Raw genomic sequence first — 16,692 nt, 5'->3', positions numbered from 1 at the left:
CAAAGGGCGGGCAATGCCGGGGTGAACCGCGCCCCGCATTAACAAGGGAGAACTTCGCGGCGAACAGCGTCGGTGTGGGAGGGATTCCACTTCCGGACGTCCTCCGTGCACACATAGCGTTCGCGGCGTGACGATGTGCGTCCGGTTCGCGGTCCACGCGGGCCGGCAGGATGCCCGGGGGCGCGGCCGGAGAACGGCCGCGACCCGGCGGACGATCCGGGGGGAGCGCGGTGCGCGGGGAGGGCCTGTTCACGGAGCGGGCGCCGAACGGGCGGTTCCAGTGGCAGCTCAAGGCGATGAACGGGCGGGTGGTGGCGGTGTCCTCCTCCGTCCACGAGTCGTCCGCCGACGCCGAACGGGCGTTCGCGGAGCTGGTCGCGCTGGGGCCGGCGCTGGTGGCGCGGATCACCCACGTCCGCGACGGACTCGGTTGGACCTGGGTGGTCCCCGGACCGCGCGGCAACCCACTGGTCAAGTCGAGCCGGGCGTACGAGCGTTACGCGACCTGCCAGAACGCGTTCCGGCGGTTCATGGCACTGGTGGCCCGGATGTCCGAGGCCGCGACCCCGGCCGCCGGTGACGGGGGCGGGGGCAGGGAGGGTGACGGGGACGGGGAGGGCGGGGACGGCGCACCCCTCGCCGCCGGCGCCGGATCCGGTGTCGGGTCGTGAGCACCCCGGAGGCCGGCCGGGGCCCCCGGCTGGTGCCGGTGCGCGCGGCGGACGGACGGGTCGGCTGGTCGCTGGTCGCCGCCAACGGCCGACGGCTCGCCGCGGCCGTCCGCGCCTACCGCAGTGACCGCGAACTCGCCGCTGGAATAGGGGAGTTGCTGGCCGAACGGGCCGCCCTGCGGTTCGTCCTCAGCCAGCGCGAGGACCGCCTCTGGGTCTGGACGGCGTACCTCCCGGCCCGCACCACCCGGGCCGGCGCGGGCGGCGGCGAGGCGATCGCCCGCAGCGCCCGCGGCTACCTGCGCCGCGACCAGTGCCGACAGAGCGTCACCGCCTTCCTGCAGGGCGCCGACCACGTCCAGCGGCTGCGCCGGCTGAGCGGCGGCCCGGCCCTCCCGGCCGCCTGGTAGCCCGACTCGACTCTCCCTGTCCGGCCACGCTCCGCACGCGCCCTGCCGCCTTCCGCCGCGGTGGGGCGCTCCGGCGTTTCCGGGGCCGGGCACGTATCGTGAACTCCCCCGCTCCGCCGGAGCGTCGAGCGTCGAGCGACCAGGCGGCGTGCCGCGACGGCGGTCGGCACCGACCCGGCAGGAACCGGCGGAGCGTCAGGTGGTCGCGCGCGCCGGCGCGCACGACCGGTGCGCGAGTGGTGCGGCGGGAGTGAAGCGGAGATGGCCGGGGTGACCCCGTGAGCACACCTGGAGAATAACGCGCGCGGGGCGGAGCCCGTAGTCGACGACCGGTCGACTCCCGCGCTGACCAGGGGTTTCGGCGTCGCGGCGGGACGGTGGCGGCCGGGGCGGGGGAGGCGGCCGGTGCTTCCGGGGAGCAGGGGGGCGCGGCGAGGATCGCTCCGCCGGGAAGCCGCGGAGCTCTCCGGTACCGGTCCCCGCCAGGACCGGTCCAGCTAGGACTTTCCTTGATGGAGGAACAGGACCATGCGTCACACCGCTGCCAAGGCGTTTGCGGCCCTCGCGATGACCACCGCCGCCCTCGCGACCGTCGCCGCCCCGGCGATGGCCGACCCGACCGTCACCCCCGCCGCCCAGGACATCGTCGGTGCGGGCTCGGACACCACGCAGGCTCTGCTCAACCAGCTCTCCAGCGACTACAACGCGACCATCCCGGCCACCACGCCGCACCTGTACAGCTGGGACGCGACCGGCTCCGCCACCATCACCCCGAAGACCGGCGCGGCCACCATCAACCGCCCGAACGGCTCCGGTGCCGGCATCTCGGTGCTCACCGCCAACACCAGCGCCACCCTGGACTTCGCCCGCTCCTCCCGCGGCCGCAACGCCACCGACCCGTCCACCATCCTGTTCGTCGCGTTCGCCAAGGACGCGGTGACCTGGTCGGCCCAGGCCGGCGGCCCCGCCCCGGCGAACCTGACCACCCAGGACCTCAACGACATCTACTCCTGCAAGGCCGGCAAGACCGACTGGTCGAACTTCGGCGGCTCCGCCGGCACCATCAAGCCCTACCTGCCCCAGCTGAGCTCCGGCACCCGCTCCTTCTTCCTGGGCGCCATCGGCAACCCGACCCTGGGCTCCTGCGTCGTCACCGGCCCGGAGGAGAACGAGGGCACCGACTTCGCACTGCAGAACCCGAACGTCATCTTCCCGTACTCCGTCGGCCACTGGGTGGGCCAGGCCAACGGCCACACCACCGCCACCGACGACAAGGGCACCCTGACCCTGCGCAACATCAACGGTGTCGCCCCGCTGACCGCGTCCGGCACCCTGAACGCCGCCTTCGCCAACCCGACCTACGGCCGCGTGCTCAACAACGTGGTCCGCGCCGGCGAGTGGAACGCCAGCCCGGCGACCACCCAGAGCACCGCGCTGCGCGCGATCTTCGGCCCCACCGGCTACATCTGCTCCACCCCCGGCCGCGCCGCCATCACCAACTACGGCTACCTGAACCTGCCCGCCGCCGCCTGCGGCCTGGCCAGCTGACGCGACCCCTCCGGGGACCCGCCGCAGCACCCGCACCACCCGCCGCCCGTCCCGCAGCACCAGCCGCCGGGACGGGCGGCGGCCCGGTCCGTACCCGGCACGCGGCACGCAGTACTGAACGGCACTCAGTACTGGGAAACGCGCAGTACCGAGCGACCCGCAGGACCCAGCAGCACGCACCGCGCACGACCGCGCACCAGGTAACCCGCCCGAAGGAGCAACGATGTCCCGTCTCACCGTCCGGATCGCCGCTGCGGCCGCCGGCCTCGCGCTCACCGCCACCGCCGCCTCCGCCACCGCCGCCTCCGCCGCCCCGGTGGCCGGCAGCGCGGTGATCCACGAGAGCAACGCGTTCTTCCAGCAGGCCGCCCAGGCCGGCATCGTGGCCGTCCCGCTGCCCACCGCCACCGCGGGCTACGACGCGGCCAGCGGCCTGTCGGCGAGCTTCCCGGTGACCGACGGCACCGGCAGCATCCGCGACTTCTTCGGCCACGTCGCGCTCGGCGGCGGCCTGCTGTTCGTCGACGCGAAGACCGGCCGCGCGGTCACCTTCCACCAGCTGTCGTTCTCCTTCGACGACTGGACGGTGAACGCGGTGCCGGACGGCTCCACCACCCCGGTCGCGCTGTTCGACCCGGCCGGCGACAACGTCTTCACCTCCACCGGCACCACCCAGAACCTGAGCTCGGACGCGCTGGTGCTGGACGCTGCGGGGGCCCAGTACCTGAACACCAAGCTGCGCACCGACTTCTTCGTCGCGGGCCAGAGCGTCGGCACCTTCAACGTGGCCTACACGCCCGCCTCCTGACCCGCGCACCGCGCCGCCGCGCACCGCGTCTCGCGTCCCGTGCCGCACCCCGTACCGCCCGACCGGTCACCGGTCGGGCGGTACGGGCGTCCCGGGACGCGTCCGCCCCGCCCGTCTCGTCCGCCCCTCCCGTCCCCCCGGTGCGCAGGCGTGCCGCCCGCACGGTTCCGGTCGGGGTGCGGAGGTTCCTGACGGACCACCAGATCCCTTGATTCGAGCACCAATTGGGGTCTCGTACACCTGACGGACAGGGTTCGGTCAGACGCGACTGGCCGAATACCGTCGGGGCCGTCGAACGGTCGCCCCGCTCCCTTGTCACCCGTGCGTGCCCGCTCCGGCGCGCCGTCGCCGGAGGTGCTGCGCCGATGAGAATCCGCCCGTCAGGGCCGAGAGCCGGATCGCGTCCGCTCAGGACCTACCTGGCGGCCGTGCTGGCCTGGACGCTGGCCGCCGCCGTCGTGTTCCTGCCGCTCGGCGGGCCGGGCGTGCAGCCCGCGTCGGCGGCGGGGAGCAGGACCGTCGAGGGCCCGGCCCGGTTCGACCCGGCCACCTGGACGGACGGGCCGAAGGGCACCGTCACCGTCTCGCAGGTCAGCGACCTCAGGAACCAGGTGGTGCACGTCAGTTGGACCGGCTTCACGCCGACCGTCGACTTCTACGGCCAGCCCGTCCAGTTCGTCCAGCCGCTGATCAAGGACGCCTTCTACGCCGTCCGGATCTACCAGTGCCGGGGCGACGACCCGGACGTCACCGACTGCTACGGCTCCACCCTGTACGGCGGTGACCGCTCGCTGGGCTTCCTCCAGCCGCAGCCGGAGGCCGGCTCCGCGCCCGAGTTCCCGTCCAACATGGCGATCGCGGCGACCCGCCCGGACGGCACCGGCGAGGCCGACATCGAGCTCTGGACCGCCCAGCAGAGCCAGGGCCTGCACTGCGACAGCACCCACGCGTGCTCGCTGGTGGTCGAGCCGAACTACGGCGGCGACTCGCTCGGCGCCAACAGCTTCCCCGACCTGGTCGTCAACTGCGACGACCACTCGATCGACATGGACGGCGACTTCTTCAACACCGCCACCGACGGCTCCTTCCTGCAGAAGCCCAACGGCCTGATGCCCGGCGAGTCCTGCGCCTGGAAGCGGCACGTCACCATTCCGCTGGAGTTCGCGCCGACCCCCGACTCCTGCGCCGCCGGCGACGCCGCCTTCTCCGCGATCGGCCTGGAGATGGCCGACCGCGCCATGCAGCAGTGGCGCACCGGCGGCTGCCTGGAGAGCGACCCGCTGCGCGTGCAGTACAGCGTCGGCAACGGCGAACCGCAGGCCCGCGGCGCCTTCCTGCGCCGCTCCGGCGCGGACGTCGCGCTGACCTCACTGCCCAGCACCGACCCGCCGACCCGCCCGTACGTCTACGCGCCGCTCGCCAACGGGGCCGTCTCGGTGGTCTACGTGGTCGACGACGGCGCCACCCGGCAGCAGGTCCGCCGACTGCGGCTGAACCAGCGGCTGCTGGCCAAGATGCTCACCCAGACGTACCGGCACTACAACGACGACGACACCGACACCGTCCGCGGCAACCCGATCTGCATGTTCGACGACCCGGAGTTCCGCAGGCTCAACGCGGACGTCGCGGCCGGCGTCACCTGGCCCGAGTGCGGCAACGCGGCCACCACCGAACCGGTCGTGGTCGGCGGCACCACCGACCTGGTGCACCGGCTCACCGAGTGGATCGCCGCCGACCCCGACGCCGCGCAGTTCCTGCAGGGCTCCCCCGACCCGTGGGGCACCCGCGTCAACACCAAGTTCCTGAAGCCCGGCTTCGCCGGCTACCCGGTCGACGCGTTCCAGACCCTCGACTACACCGGCCAGAACAACCACAAGCAGTACGAGTGGAACCCGGTGCTCGGCGGCCTCGGCCAGGTGCTCCGGATGACCCTGCAGAACCAGCTGTCCTGCCAGTTGCCCTACGTCAACGCCAACGGCCAGCACGACAAGTGCTTCGCCCCGAGCACCGGCAAGCGCGCCCTGTTCGCGGTCATGGACAGCGGCAACGCCCAGGCGATGGCCCTGCCCGAAGCCGAACTGCCCAACCCGGCCGGTGCGTTCACCACCCCGACGATCGCCTCGATCCAGGCCGCCGCCCGCGACATGCCGTTCGACGAGGCCACCGGCACCCAGAGCCTGCCCTACGACGACGAGGACTCCGCCTACGCCAAGGACCCGAAGGCGTACCCGCTGACCATGGTGCAGTACGCCATGCTGCCCACCGACGGCCTCAACCAGGCCAAGGCCGCCGCGGTCAGCCGGTTCGTCGGCGGCGTCACCGGCAAGGGCCAGGTCTACGGCCAGGAGCCGGGCCGGCTCGCCGCCGGCTTCGCCGGCCTGACCAAGCCCCAGCTCGCCCAGGCGAAGTCCGCCGCCGACCACGTCGCCGCGCAGGACGGCAGCAAGCCCGAGAAGCCCGCCGACACCGGCGGCGACGGCGGCACCACCGGCGGCGGCTCCACCGGCTCCACCGGCTCCGGCACCACCGGAGGCACCGGCACCGGCGGCACCTTCGGCGACGGCGGCTCCACCGGCGGCGACACCACCGCCGCGGGCGGCACCGGCGCGCTCGCCGCGCCCGCCGCCGCGGCCTCCGCCACCGGCGGGCCGAGCGCCGCCCCCTCGCCCGGCCTCGCCGCCGCCCCGGTCGGACAGGCCGCGGCCGACCGGGCCGGGACGGCCCGGCTGCTGCTGCCCGTCATCCTCGCCACCGGCGCCGTCCTGCTGGTCGGCGGCCCCGCCGCGCTGTTCCTCGGCGGCACCGCCGCCGGCGCGGACCTCCGCCGAGGCGCCGGACGGCTCTGGTCCCGGCTGCTCCGCCGAGGCTGACCCCGCCCCCGCCGGACGGGCGCCCCGCGCGCCCGTCCGGCGACCACCGCCGCCCCCGCCCAGGAACCCTCACCGCGCCGAGAAGTGGACACCATGACAGCCGCCGTCCAGCCGACGGACACCCGCGTCCCCCCGCCGACGCCCGACCCCGACCGGCCCCGCCCGATCAGCGCCCCCGCCCCGCCCGCCGACCGGGCCTTCCGCGGCGTGCTGCGCACCGCCGGACTCTCGGTGTTCGTGCTGATGGGCCTGATCGCCTTCTTCCTGCTGATGCGCGGCGCCGAGGCGCTGGACGCCGTCGGCTGGTCCTTCCTCACCGAACGGAACTGGCGCACCGCCGCGCACACCTTCGGCATCGCCGCCGTGCTGCCCAACGGCATCCTGATCGCCGTCATCGCGCTGTGCATCGCCGTCCCGGTCGCGCTCACCGCCGCGCTGTTCATCTCCGAGTACGCGCCCGTCCGGCTGCGCCCGACGCTGATCTCGCTGGTCGACCTGATGGCCGCGATCCCCAGCATCGTGTACGGGCTGTGGGGCCTGTTCTTCCTGCAGCCCAGGTTCGTCGGCACCTCCCGCTGGCTGGCCAACCACCTCGGCGGGGCGCTGCCGTTCCTGGAGGTGCGCACCGGCGACACCCCCACCTCGTACACCTCCTCGACGTTCATCGCGGGCACCGTGGTCTCGCTGATGATCATCCCGATCATCACCTCGCTCAGCCGCGAGGTGTTCTCGCAGGCCCCGGCCGGCGAGCGGGAGGGCGCCTACGCGCTCGGCTCGACCCGCTGGGGCATGGTGCGCACCGTCGTGCTGCCGTTCGGGCGCGGCGGCGTGATCGGCGCCGTGATGCTCGGCTTCGGCCGCGCGATGGGCGAGACCATCGCCGTCGCGCTGATCATCTCGCCGGTGTTCCGGCTCGCCTGGCACGTCCTGGAGAACGGCGGCGGCTCGATCTCCGCGCTGATCGCGCTGCGCTTCAGCGAGTCCAACGGCCTGTCGCTGTCCGCGCTGATGGCCGCCGGACTGGTGCTGTTCGCCCTCACCCTGCTGGTCAACGTGGCCGCCGGGTTCGTCATCAGCCGGTCCCGGTCCGGCGCCTCGACCTCGGACTGACCGGAGGACCCCGATGCACCCCGCCCCCCTGCCCGCCGCCCCCCTCCCCGCCGACGACCTGCCCGACACCGCCGCCGACCTGCCCGAGCAGCGCCGGATCAAGCTCGGCGGCACCACCCGCGAGGAAGTCCTCACCATGCTCGGCGCGGGCGCCGGCTCGCTCGCCCTCGACTGGCTGCTGTACGAGCGGGTGCTGCCGTTCAGCGGCGCGTTCGGCTTCCTGCTCTGCTGGTACCTGCTGTTCCTGGCGCTCTACGCCCTCACCGGCCGGCTCCAGTGGGACGCCCTGACCGTCCGCGAACGCCTCGCCACCGCCGTCGCCTGGAGCTCGGGACTGCTGGTGGTCGCCGTCATCGTCGAGCAGATCGGCTACGTCGCGCTGCGCGGCTTCGACGCCGCCCGGCACTGGAACTTCTTCACCGAGACCATGCGCAGCACCGCCCCGCTGTCACCGATCACCTCCGGCGGCTGCCTGCACGCCGTGGTCGGCTCGCTCGAACAGCTCGGCCTGGCCACCCTGTTCTCGGTGCCGCTCGGCGTGCTGACCGCCGTCTTCCTGGTCGAGGCCGGCGGCACCCGGCGCGGCGCCCGGATCGTCAAGCCGGTCCGGGTGCTGGTCGAGGCGATGACCGCGCTGCCGTCCATCGTGGCCGGCCTGTTCGTGCTCGGCGTGGTCATCCTCACCCTGGGCGCCGAGAAGAGCGGCCTGGCCGCCTCGCTCGCCCTGACCGTGATGATGACGCCGATCGTCACCCGCGCCGCCGAGGTGGTCGTCCGGCTCGTCCCCGGCACCCTCAAGGAGGCCTCCTACGCGCTCGGCGCCAGCCAGTGGCGCACCGTGTGGCACGTCGTGCTGCCCACCGCCCGGCCCGGCCTGACCACCGCCGTGGTGCTCGGCATGGCCCGGGGCGTCGGCGAGACCTCCCCGGTGCTGCTCACCGCCGGCTTCACCGCCCGGATGAACCTCGACCCGCTGCACGGCAACCAGGCCAGCCTGCCGCTGTACATCTGGAACTACGTCAAGCAGCCCTACCCCGACATGGTCGCCCGGGCGTTCGCGGGCGCGCTGACCCTGATGGCCGTGGTGCTGGTGCTGTTCGTCACCGCCCGCGTGCTCGGCCGCCGGCGCACCGCCGCCGACCGGCCCACCCGCCGCCCGCCGCGCCGGGCCCGCACCGCCAAGACCGCACAGCCCGTGCCCGTGCCCGCGCCCGCCCCGGCCGCGGCCGCGTGGGCGGTGGAGACCCGATGACCCGGCCGAACGGCGCCCCGCGCCGGCAGAGAAGGAAGACCCGTCCCGTGCGACTCCGCCACCTGGCCTCGGCGCTGCTCACCGCCGCGCTGGCCCTGCCCACCGCGCTGCTCGGCGCGACCCCCGCGCACGCCGCGACCTCGCTGAACGCCGACGGCTCCAGCTGGGCCGGCCCGGCGATCGACCAGTGGCGGCGCGACGTCGGCCCGATGGGCATCGAGATCGACTTCAACCCGGTCGGCTCCGCGGCCGGCCGGGTCCAGTGGGCGGCCGGACAGGACGACTTCACCGCCTCCGACGTGCCGTTCCGCAGCAAGAACGACAGCGGCGTCGACCCGACCAAGCAGAACACCGGCCTCGGCGGCGCGGAGAACCCGCAGTACGGCTACTCGTACGTGCCGATCACGGCCGGCGGCACCGCGCTGATGTACCACCTGGAACTCGGCGGCAAGAAGATCACCGACCTGCGGCTGTCGCCGGACACCATCGTCGGCATCTTCACCAACCGGATCACCTCCTGGGACGACCCGAAGATCACCGCCGACTACGGCAGGGCGCTGCCGAAGATCCCGATCACCCCCGTGGTGCGCTCCGACGGCTCCGGCGCCACCGCCCAGTTCACCCGCTGGATGCAGCACACCCACAAGGCCGAGTGGGAGGCGTACTGCACCAGGGTCAACGGCGTCAGCTGCGGCGACTACACCGAGTTCTTCCCGCCGTCCGGCCGGATGACCGCGCAGAACGGCTCCGACGTGGTGGCCGGCTACGTCCAGTCGCCGACCGGCATCGGCGCGATCGGCTACGACGAGTACGCGTTCGCCAAGCGCAGCAACTGGCCGGTCGTCAAGGTGCTCAACCCGGCCGGCTACTACACCCTGCCGACCGCCTCCAACGTCGCGGTGGCGCTGACCGCCGCCAGGATCCGCGGCGTCGACGACGACACCTCGCCCAACGACCCGGACTACCTGCAGCAGAACCTCGACGCCGTCTACAGCAACAACGACGCCCGCTCCTACCCGATCTCCTCCTACAGCTACCTGATCGTGCCGAGGGCCGGCGCCGCCCTGCCGGTGGCGCCCCGCTTCAACGACACCAAGGGCAACGCGCTCAGCCGCTACCTCGCGTACGTGCTGTGCGCCGGACAGGGCGAGGCGGACGAGCTCGGGTACTCGCCGATCCCGCGCAACCTGGTGCGCGGCGGACTGCTGCAGACCCAGCACATCCCCGGCAACGCCAGCCCCGTCGACCCGAACACGCTCACCAACTGCCCCAACCCGACGTTCAGTTCCTCCGGTGAGCTGACCGTGCTGAAGAACGCGCCGCAGCCCTCCCCGTGCGACAAGGCCGGCAGCCCGCTGAACTGCACCGTGCAGAACGGCCAGCCGGTCAAGGCCGGTTCGGGCTCCGGCTCCGGCTCCGGCAGCGGCGGCGGTTCGGGCTCGGGCGGCGGCGGCAACGGCGGCTCCGGCTCCGGCGGTTCGGGCGGGGGCGGTTCGGGTGCCGGCGGCGCGACCGGCACCGGCGGCCCGGACGGCACCGGCGCCGCGGCCACCGGCGACGGCGCCCAGCCGGTGGTCGACCCGCAGACCGGCGAACTGCTCGACTCCGGCTCCGGCGGCGCCGGTGCGGGCGGCGGGGGAGCCGCACCCGCCCAGGTGGTGGCGCTCGGCGGCCGCCCGCAGGACTGGCTGCTCTCCTCGCTCACCGCCGTCGAACTGCTCGGCGTGGTCACCGTCCCGCCGCTGCTGGCCGCCTGGTGGCGCCGCCGCGACCGGACGCCGGGCGACCGGACGGCGGGCAGCCGGTGAACCCCGCCCCGCCCCCCGCCCCGGCCGCCACCACCGCTGGCGCCGCCACCGCCACCGCTGTCGTCGCCACCGTCGGCGCACCCGAGGAGAGCAGCAGATGACCGCGCCCGCCCTGGAACGGCCGGCCACCGCGCCGGCCGACGCCCCGCCGGCCCCGCGACCGGACCCGGAGGCCCCGGCCACCGCCCCGGACCCGGCCGCCCCGCCGCCGCGCCCGCTGCTGGTCGCCGCCCGGGCGGCGACGCTGGCCGCCGTGCTGCTGCTCGGCTTCGCCGGCTACCTGCTCGGCCTGTCCGGCCTGCAGGAGGCCCGGCACCAGTCCACCGCCTACGCCACCCTGCGCGACCGGCTCGCCAACGCCACCGCGCCGACCGGCCCGACCGAGGACGGCGCGCCGCTGGCCGTCCTCGACGTCCCCGCGCTCGGCCTGCACCAGGTCGTCGTGGTCGAGGGCACCACCGGCCGCGACCTGATGCGCGGCCCCGGCCACCGGCGCGACACCGTCCTGCCCGGACAGCCCGGCGTGGCCGTCCTGTTCGGCCGCTCCACCGCGTTCGGCGCCCCGTTCGCCGACCTCGGCCGGCTCCGGGTCGGCGACCGGATCGACGTCACCACCGGCCAGGGCAGCTTCCACTACACCGTCAACACCCGCGGCGACGGCGAGCACCCGATCAAGGACCCCGCCCCCAACCGGCTGGTCCTGGTCACCGGCGACTCCGACTGGATCCCCACCAGCACCGTCCTGGTCGGCGCCCGGCTCGACGGCGACCCCGAACCGGCCGGCGCCAGGCGGCCCGCCGCCACCGCCACCGACAAGGTGCTGGCCGCCGACAAGGGCGCCCTGCCCGCGCTCCAACTCTGGTCGCTGGCCCTGCTGCTGGCCGTCGTCGCGGCCGTCCTCACCGCCCGCCGCTGGCGCCGCTCCGCCGCCTACCTGTGCTTCGCGCCGGTGGCCGCCGCCCTGCTCTGGTCGGTGTACGAGAACGCCGCCGCCCTGCTCCCCAACGTCTACTGAACCGCTCCGGCTCCTGGGAAAGGACCGCCCGCCGATGACCGAGACCGCCCCGCCCCCCTTCCCCGTGCAGCACGCCGGAGCGCAGGACGACCCGCCCACCGTCCCGCTGCCGCCCGTCCCGGCGCTCCCCCCGGAGCCGGAGCGCGCCCTCTCCGGCCTGGAGACCCGGGACGTCACCGCCTGGTTCGGCCGGCGCAAGGTCCTGGAACGGGTCTCCTTCGCCATGCGGGCCGGCGAGATCACCGCGCTGATCGGCCCGTCCGGCTGCGGCAAGTCCACCTACCTGCGGATCCTCAACCGGATGCACGAGATGGTGCGCGGCGCCGCCCTGGCCGGCGAGGTCCTGCTGGAGGGCGAGGACGTCTACGCCCCCGGCCGCCGCCCCGCCGAGGTCCGCCGCCGGATCGGCATGGTCTTCCAGCGCCCCAACCCGTTCCCCGCCATGTCGCTGTACGACAACGTGGTCAGCGGCCTCAAACTGGCCGGGATCAAGGCCACCCGGGAGGAACGCGACCACCTGGTCGAGTCCAGCCTGCGCCGGGCCGGCCTGTGGGACGAGGTCAGCAGCCGCCTCGGCACCCCCGGCGGCGCCCTCTCCGGCGGCCAGCAGCAGCGCCTGTGCATCGCCCGCTCGCTCGCGGTCTCCCCGGAGATCCTGCTGATGGACGAACCCTGCTCCGCCCTCGACCCGACCTCCACCCGCCGGATCGAGGAGACCATCGCCGAACTGCGCCACCGGGTCACCATCGTCATCGTCACCCACAACATGCAGCAGGCCCAACGCGTCTCCCAGTCCTGCGCGTTCTTCCTCGCCACCCACGACACCCCCGGCCGGATCGTCGAGTCCGGCCCCACCGAGCGGCTCTTCACCGACCCCGCCGACCAGCGCACCGCCGACTACGTCAACGGCCGCTTCGGCTGACCCTCCTGACCACGGGTCACCACGGGTCACCGCGTGTCACGGCCGACGCGCGCGGGCGCAGCGCCTAGCGTGGGCGGGGGACCGGCCATCCCGGCCCCGCACCCGTACCGCACCCGCACGCGTGCCGCCACGAGGAGAGAGCGCAGACCATGACCGCCAGCCTGCCCGAGCTCACCGGGGACTACGTCCTCGACCCGACCCACACCCGGATCGGATTCGTCGCCCGCCACGCCATGGTCACCAAGGTGCGCGGCGCCTTCCACCAGTTCGAGGGCACCGCGCACCTGGACGGCGCCGACCCGGCCAAGTCCGGCGGCCAGGTGGTGATCAGGACCGAGAGCATCGACACCGGCGTCGAGCAGCGCGACCAGCACCTGCGCACCAACGACTTCCTGGACGCGCCGAACTTCCCCGACATCACCTTCCGCACCACCCGGGTCGAGCAGAAGTCCGACACCGACTACCGGGTCACCGGCGACCTCACCATCAAGGACACCACCAAGCCGGTCACCATCGACTTCGAGTACACCGGCAACGCCGTCGACCCCTACGGCAACCTGCGGGTCGGCCTGGAGGGCTCGGTCACCATCAGCCGCAAGGAGTTCGGCGTCACCTGGAACGCCGCGCTGGAGGGCGGCGGCGTGCTGGTCGGCGACAAGGTCGTGCTGGAGTTCGACGTCTCCGCGATCAAGCAGGGCTGACGGCGCGGCCCACGGCGGCGGCCGCCCCCGGTAGGTGTGCCGGGGGCGGCCGCCGCCGCGTTCAGGACCGCCAGGCGGGCGACAGGGCGATCGCCTTCAGCGCGGCCAGGTCGAGCGCGGGCTCGCCCGTCCGCGTCTCGTAGGACTGCTCGCCGTTCCACTCGTTCAGCACCAGCCGCGCGCCGTCCGGGTAGTGGACGGTCACCGTCCAGTGCAGCAGCGGGTGGGTCGCGGTCTTGCCGTCGCCGAAGGCGTTGACCACCACGACCCCGCCGGCGCCGCCCGGGAGCGGCTCGCGCACCTCCAGCGGCATCGGCGGGCTCTGCGCCAGCCCGGCCAGCTCCTCCAGCCCGCGCGGCGAGGGCGGCTCGTACGTCACCGTCAGCGAGCTGCGCCGCCCGGCCGCCACCAGGGCCAGCCTGGTGTGCGACGGGTCGCGGCCGTCCACGGCCGTGCCCTCCGGGAGCAGCGCGGTCAGCCGGTCCAGCAACCGCTCCGCCGACACGACGGGGGCGGTGCCCGGGGCGGACCCGGTCGGCGCGCTGGGCGAAGGCAGCGGCACCGGCGTCAGCGCGGCGAACACCTCCGCCCACCGGGGCGAGCTCGCCATCGCGCCCAACTGGGCGTCGGTGAGCGGCGGCTGCCGGCGGTTCGGCCGGCTCGGCTCGCCGTTGTGCTCGATCACGGTCACCAGCCGGCCGTCCGGCGCCGCCCAGACGCCGCGCCACTCCTGGCCGTTGTCGACGTGCGCGCTGCGCAGCTTGTCGACGATCAGCACCGATCCGTCCGGCCGGAGCACCCGGTCGCAGGAGTCCGTCGGCGTCTGGAACGCGTCCATGCAGGTGATCGCCTCGACCGGGACGCCGCTGTACTGCACCTTGACCGTGAGGACGCTCGCCCCGGCGCCGTCGTCGAAGGTCAGCGCCGCCCCGATCTCGTGCGGGTCGGACTTCAGGCCGCTCGGCACCAGCCCGCTGACGGTACCGGGCGGCAGCAACTCGCCGACCAACTCGGCGAAGCGCTGGTCCGTCATCCGCGGGCCCGGACCGGCAGGCCCCCGGGACGGCCGGTCCCCGAACGCCGCGAAACCCGCCGCGCCCGCCACCAGCACGGCCGCCAGCGCCCCCGTCAGCGCCGCCCGGTGCCGCCGCTGCCGCCGCAGGCCCGCCCGGCGGGCGCCCGCCGCCAGCCGGCCGTGCACCGGCTCGGGCGCCCCCGTCGCCGCCCCGTCCAGCGCCCGGGAGAGCAGCGCCGTCAACTCGTCGTCAGTGGTGGGCATGCCGCGACCCCGCCTTCTCGTCCTCGTCGGAACCCGCCCGGGCCGCCGAGCGGCCCACCAGGGCGTCCAGGTCGGTGCCGAGCACCGCCCGCAACCGCACCAGCGCCCGCCTGGTCCGGGTGCGCACCGCGCCGTCCCCGATCCGCAGCAGCCCGGCGGTCTCCTCCACGCTGCGGTCCTCCCAGAACCGCAGCACCAGCACCGCCCGGTCGGCCGGCGACAGTCCCGCCAGCGCCCGCAGCAGCGTCAGCCGCAGCGCCGGGTCCGGATCGTCCACGCCGGTCTCCGGCAGCACGTCGGTGACCCGCTCGGTGCTCGAACGCCGCCGCCGGTACGACAGGAAGGTGTTCACCAGCACGGCCTGCGCGTACCCGCTCGGGTTCTCCAGCCGGGAGACCCGCCGCCACTTCAGGAAGACCCGCCCCAGCGCCTCCTGCACCAGGTCCTCCGCCAAATGCCCGTCCCCACCGGTCAGCAGGAACGCCGTCCGCAGCAGGTGCCGTTCCCGGCCCGCCACGAACTCCTCGAACTCCGGCGCCCGCGTCGACCCCGGGCTCTCCGGCCCCGCCCGGTTCGTTGAGTGATCCATGCCCTGGTAACGCATCGGACCCGACGGTACGTGACACCCCCCGCCCGCCCGCCCGCCCGACGCCCGGGGCCGTCCTGAGCCGTCCGGGGGAGTCCGTGCGGCACGATGGGACCTCGACCGGGCGTCACGGGACGCCCGGCGGACGGAGAGGGCGGGTGGACGCGGATGGGCGCGGAAGGCGACGTCTACGACCTGGTGGTGATCGGCGGCGGACCGACCGGGGAGAACCTCGCCGACCGGGCGCACGCCGGCGGGCTGAGCGTGGCCCTGGTCGAGAGCGAACTCGTCGGCGGCGAGTGCTCCTACTGGGCCTGCATGCCCAGCAAGGCGTTGCTGCGCCCGGTCGCCGCGCTCGCCGACGCCCGCCGGGTGGCCGGCGCCCGGGAGGCCGTCGGCGGCGGGCGGCTGGACGCCGCCGCCGTGCTGGCGCGCCGCGACGCCTTCGCCTCGCACTGGCACGACGACGGGCAGGTGGAGTGGCTGGCCTCGGCCGGCATCGACCTGGTCCGTGGCCACGGACGGCTGGACGGCGAACGCCGGGTCGCCGTCGACACCCCCGACGGCGGACGGCGCGTCCTCACCGCCCGGCACGCCGTCGCCGTGTGCACCGGCACCCGCGCCGCCCTCCCCGACCTGCCCGGTCTGGCCGACGCCCGGGTCTGGACCAGCCGCGAGGCCACCTCCGCGCGGGCCGTGCCCGGCCGGCTCGCGGTGGTCGGCGGCGGCGTCGTCGCCGTCGAGATGGCCACCGCCTGGCGCGCCCTCGGCAGCGAGGTCACCCTGCTGGTGCGCGGCGACCGACTGCTCGACCGCACCGAGGAGTTCGCCGGACAGCTCGTCTCGGACGGCCTGCGCGCGGCCGGCGTCGACGTCCGCCTCGGCGTCTCGGTCACCGCCCTGCGCCGCGAACCGGACGGCACCCTGCTGCTCGACCTCGCCGACGGCACCCGACTCCCCGCCGACGAGGCCCTGTTCGCCACCGGCCGCCGCCCCGCCACCGCCGACCTCGGCCTCGACACCGTCGGACTCGAACCCGGCGGCTGGATCGACACCGACGACACCGGCCGCGCCACCGCCGTCCCGGCCGGCTGGCTGTACGCGGCGGGCGACGTCAACCACCGCGCGCTCCTCACCCACCAGGGCAAGTACCAGGGCCGGATCTTCGGCGCCGCCATCGCCGACCGCGCCGCCGGCCGCCCGCTCGACCTCGCCCCCTGGGGCCGCTCCGTCGCCACCGCCGACCACGCCGCCGTCCCGCAGGTGGTCTTCGCCGACCCCGAGGTCGCCGCCGTCGGCCGCACCCTGCGCGAGGCCCGGGACGCCGGACTGCGGGTGCGCGCCGTCGACTACGACCTCGGCGCCGTCTCCGGCGCCGCCCTGTACGCCGACGGCTACCGCGGCCGGGCCCGGGCCGTCGTCGACCTCGACCGGGAGGTCCTGGTCGGCGTCACCTTCGCCGGGCCCGGCGTCGCCGAACTGCTGCACTCCGCGACCGTCGCCGTCGCCGGGGAGGTGCCGCTCGCCCGGCTCTGGCACGCCGTCCCCGCCTACCCCACGATCAGCGAGGTCTGGCTGCGGCTGCTGGAGGCCTACCGGGGCTGACCCGGGCCCAGGGGCGGGGCGTCCCCGCCCCCGCCCCCGGGGCGGGGGAGCGGTGGGCGGAAAATCCGTTGCGGGCGGATTCGGCGGGGCCCTACCCTGGCGGCGCC

The 16,692-nt window shown here is 74.8% G+C and carries 14 protein-coding genes; 12 read left to right on the top strand and 2 right to left on the bottom strand.

Annotated elements, in window-relative coordinates; all coding sequences use genetic code 11:
* The first annotated feature begins 230 nt into the window (after positions 1 to 230).
* From ACZ3J7_RS15575 to ACZ3J7_RS15525, 11 genes are all read left to right on the top strand, one after another.
* Positions 231 to 671, top strand: a complete 441-nt coding sequence (locus ACZ3J7_RS15575) for a DUF1508 domain-containing protein (RefSeq protein ID WP_465620884.1) — start codon at positions 231 to 233, stop codon at positions 669 to 671.
* A complete protein-coding gene (locus tag ACZ3J7_RS15570; protein ID WP_465620882.1) occupies positions 668 to 1,081 on the top strand; it encodes a hypothetical protein in 414 nt (137 codons plus the stop codon). Before ACZ3J7_RS15575 ends, ACZ3J7_RS15570 begins: the two co-directional genes overlap by 4 nt.
* A 528-nt stretch (positions 1,082 to 1,609) precedes the next feature.
* A complete protein-coding gene (locus ACZ3J7_RS15565; RefSeq protein ID WP_465620880.1) occupies positions 1,610 to 2,629 on the top strand; it encodes a PstS family phosphate ABC transporter substrate-binding protein in 1,020 nt (339 codons plus the stop codon).
* Positions 2,630 to 2,852: 223 nt separating this feature from the next.
* Positions 2,853 to 3,437, top strand: coding sequence for a hypothetical protein (locus ACZ3J7_RS15560; RefSeq protein WP_465620878.1), 585 nt, complete (start codon positions 2,853 to 2,855; stop codon positions 3,435 to 3,437).
* A gap of 365 nt (positions 3,438 to 3,802) precedes the next feature.
* Positions 3,803 to 6,307, top strand: a complete 2,505-nt coding sequence (locus ACZ3J7_RS15555; RefSeq protein ID WP_465620876.1) for a hypothetical protein — start codon at positions 3,803 to 3,805, stop codon at positions 6,305 to 6,307.
* A gap of 93 nt (positions 6,308 to 6,400) precedes the next feature.
* Positions 6,401 to 7,417, top strand: coding sequence for a phosphate ABC transporter permease subunit PstC (gene pstC / locus ACZ3J7_RS15550; protein WP_465620874.1), 1,017 nt, complete (start codon positions 6,401 to 6,403; stop codon positions 7,415 to 7,417).
* A gap of 13 nt (positions 7,418 to 7,430) precedes the next feature.
* Complete coding sequence (gene pstA, locus ACZ3J7_RS15545; protein ID WP_465620872.1) at positions 7,431 to 8,669, top strand: phosphate ABC transporter permease PstA; 1,239 nt, start codon at positions 7,431 to 7,433, stop codon at positions 8,667 to 8,669.
* Between the two features lie 47 nt (positions 8,670 to 8,716).
* Entirely contained in the window at positions 8,717 to 10,477 is a 1,761-nt protein-coding gene (locus ACZ3J7_RS15540; RefSeq protein WP_465620870.1) for a substrate-binding domain-containing protein, read from the top strand.
* A gap of 97 nt (positions 10,478 to 10,574) precedes the next feature.
* Positions 10,575 to 11,492, top strand: a complete 918-nt coding sequence (locus ACZ3J7_RS15535) for a sortase (RefSeq protein ID WP_465620869.1) — start codon at positions 10,575 to 10,577, stop codon at positions 11,490 to 11,492.
* Positions 11,493 to 11,526: 34 nt separating this feature from the next.
* Positions 11,527 to 12,414, top strand: coding sequence for a phosphate ABC transporter ATP-binding protein (locus tag ACZ3J7_RS15530; protein WP_465620867.1), 888 nt, complete (start codon positions 11,527 to 11,529; stop codon positions 12,412 to 12,414).
* Between the two features lie 149 nt (positions 12,415 to 12,563).
* A complete protein-coding gene (locus ACZ3J7_RS15525; RefSeq protein WP_465620865.1) occupies positions 12,564 to 13,115 on the top strand; it encodes a YceI family protein in 552 nt (183 codons plus the stop codon).
* A 61-nt stretch (positions 13,116 to 13,176) separates the two neighbouring features.
* On the opposite strand, the gene ACZ3J7_RS15520 is transcribed toward ACZ3J7_RS15525, so the two are convergent.
* Both ACZ3J7_RS15520 and ACZ3J7_RS15515 read right to left on the bottom strand, forming a co-directional pair.
* Positions 13,177 to 14,394 (bottom strand): hypothetical protein, encoded by a 1,218-nt coding sequence (locus tag ACZ3J7_RS15520; protein ID WP_465620863.1) that lies wholly within the window; start codon positions 14,392 to 14,394, stop codon positions 13,177 to 13,179.
* Positions 14,381 to 14,983, bottom strand: coding sequence for a SigE family RNA polymerase sigma factor (locus ACZ3J7_RS15515; RefSeq protein WP_465620861.1), 603 nt, complete (start codon positions 14,981 to 14,983; stop codon positions 14,381 to 14,383). The genes ACZ3J7_RS15520 and ACZ3J7_RS15515 overlap by 14 nt, the downstream gene beginning before the upstream one ends.
* Positions 14,984 to 15,148: 165 nt before the next feature.
* Here ACZ3J7_RS15515 and ACZ3J7_RS15510 point away from each other — a divergent pair, with 165 nt between their 5' ends.
* Complete coding sequence (locus tag ACZ3J7_RS15510; RefSeq protein WP_465620859.1) at positions 15,149 to 16,585, top strand: dihydrolipoyl dehydrogenase family protein; 1,437 nt, start codon at positions 15,149 to 15,151, stop codon at positions 16,583 to 16,585.
* The last annotated feature ends 107 nt before the right edge of the window (positions 16,586 to 16,692 follow it).

The sequence above is a fragment of the Kitasatospora sp. NPDC015121 genome (assembly GCF_055562955.1).
Note: the sequence above shows the minus strand (reverse complement) of the source record. Positions and strands in the feature narration are given on the sequence as shown.